At 59.0% G+C, this 780-nt stretch carries 1 protein-coding gene; it reads left to right on the top strand.

Annotation, left to right across the window (positions count from 1 at the left end):
• The first annotated feature begins 154 nt into the window (after positions 1–154).
• Positions 155–400 carry a hypothetical protein gene (locus ACTQV3_RS09245; protein ID WP_441549974.1) on the top strand — a complete coding sequence of 82 codons (246 nt, stop codon included), beginning with the start codon at positions 155–157 and terminating at the stop codon, positions 398–400.
• Positions 401–780 lie beyond the last annotated feature (380 nt).

Genomic DNA, 780 nt, shown 5'->3' with positions numbered 1-780 from the left:
ACATGCCGGGGGCGGACCGGGACGGGTTCAACGGCAGGCCCCGCCGACCGATTGCAAGCGGTCGGCGGGGCCATTGTGGCTCTTGACAGCGGATTGGGTCATATGAGCGAAGTCCGCAAATTTCCAATCGCCACCGGGCGAGATGAGAGAGCGCATGCTTGCCTGGTTCAAGAGCCAGGGTCCTAAGGGGTATGGCAGTTTTACGTGCAAGAACGAGAACAGCGATGCCGAGCGAACCTACAGCTTGCTCCAGAATGTTGCATCGCTTTTGTGGATTGCCGAAGCCGTTGGCATCGACGCCGATACTGTCGAGCATGCCTACTACGAAGCCGCAAAGGTGGCAGTCATGAGTCATGCTAAACTCCTCTGCCGAATGCAGTTCGGCAGAGGAGTTTCTTAAGCCTCGGGAAGCCTTTCAAGGCTGTCGAGCCAGGACTCCTGCTATTTGCTGCCAGGATAGTTGCGCTTGCCCGTTATGACGTCGAGCGTGTATCGTTGCCGCCGATGGGGACGTGGAGCATGAGCAGAAGCGCCACGAGTCCCAAAGGCTTGCTGGAGTCCGCTCACTTTGCACGGGGGCGACATCGAAGGGTCGTCGCGCAGGTTTCGGCCAAATACGTAACAGCTGGCATTGTGTGGACAGCGTCAGAGATGCGTCATTAGGGCGTTGGTTGATTTCCGATCTCAGCCGAACACATTGAGCTGATGGCTCGCTCCCGCAGTTAACCGAACGCCCCCGCGGCCCCTCTCGGGCCCCGGGGGCGCCATTTTCCCAGTTGA

This window comes from Collinsella sp. LCP19S3_A7 (assembly GCF_052121995.1).
Lineage (GTDB): Bacteria > Actinomycetota > Coriobacteriia > Coriobacteriales > Coriobacteriaceae > Collinsella.
Note: the sequence above shows the minus strand (reverse complement) of the source record. Positions and strands in the feature narration are given on the sequence as shown.

Coding starts and splice junctions, on each gene's coding strand:
- ACTQV3_RS09245 (WP_441549974.1), top strand. CDS start 155: ATGCTTGCCTGGTTCAAGAGCCAGGGTCCTAAGGGGTATGGCAGTTTT.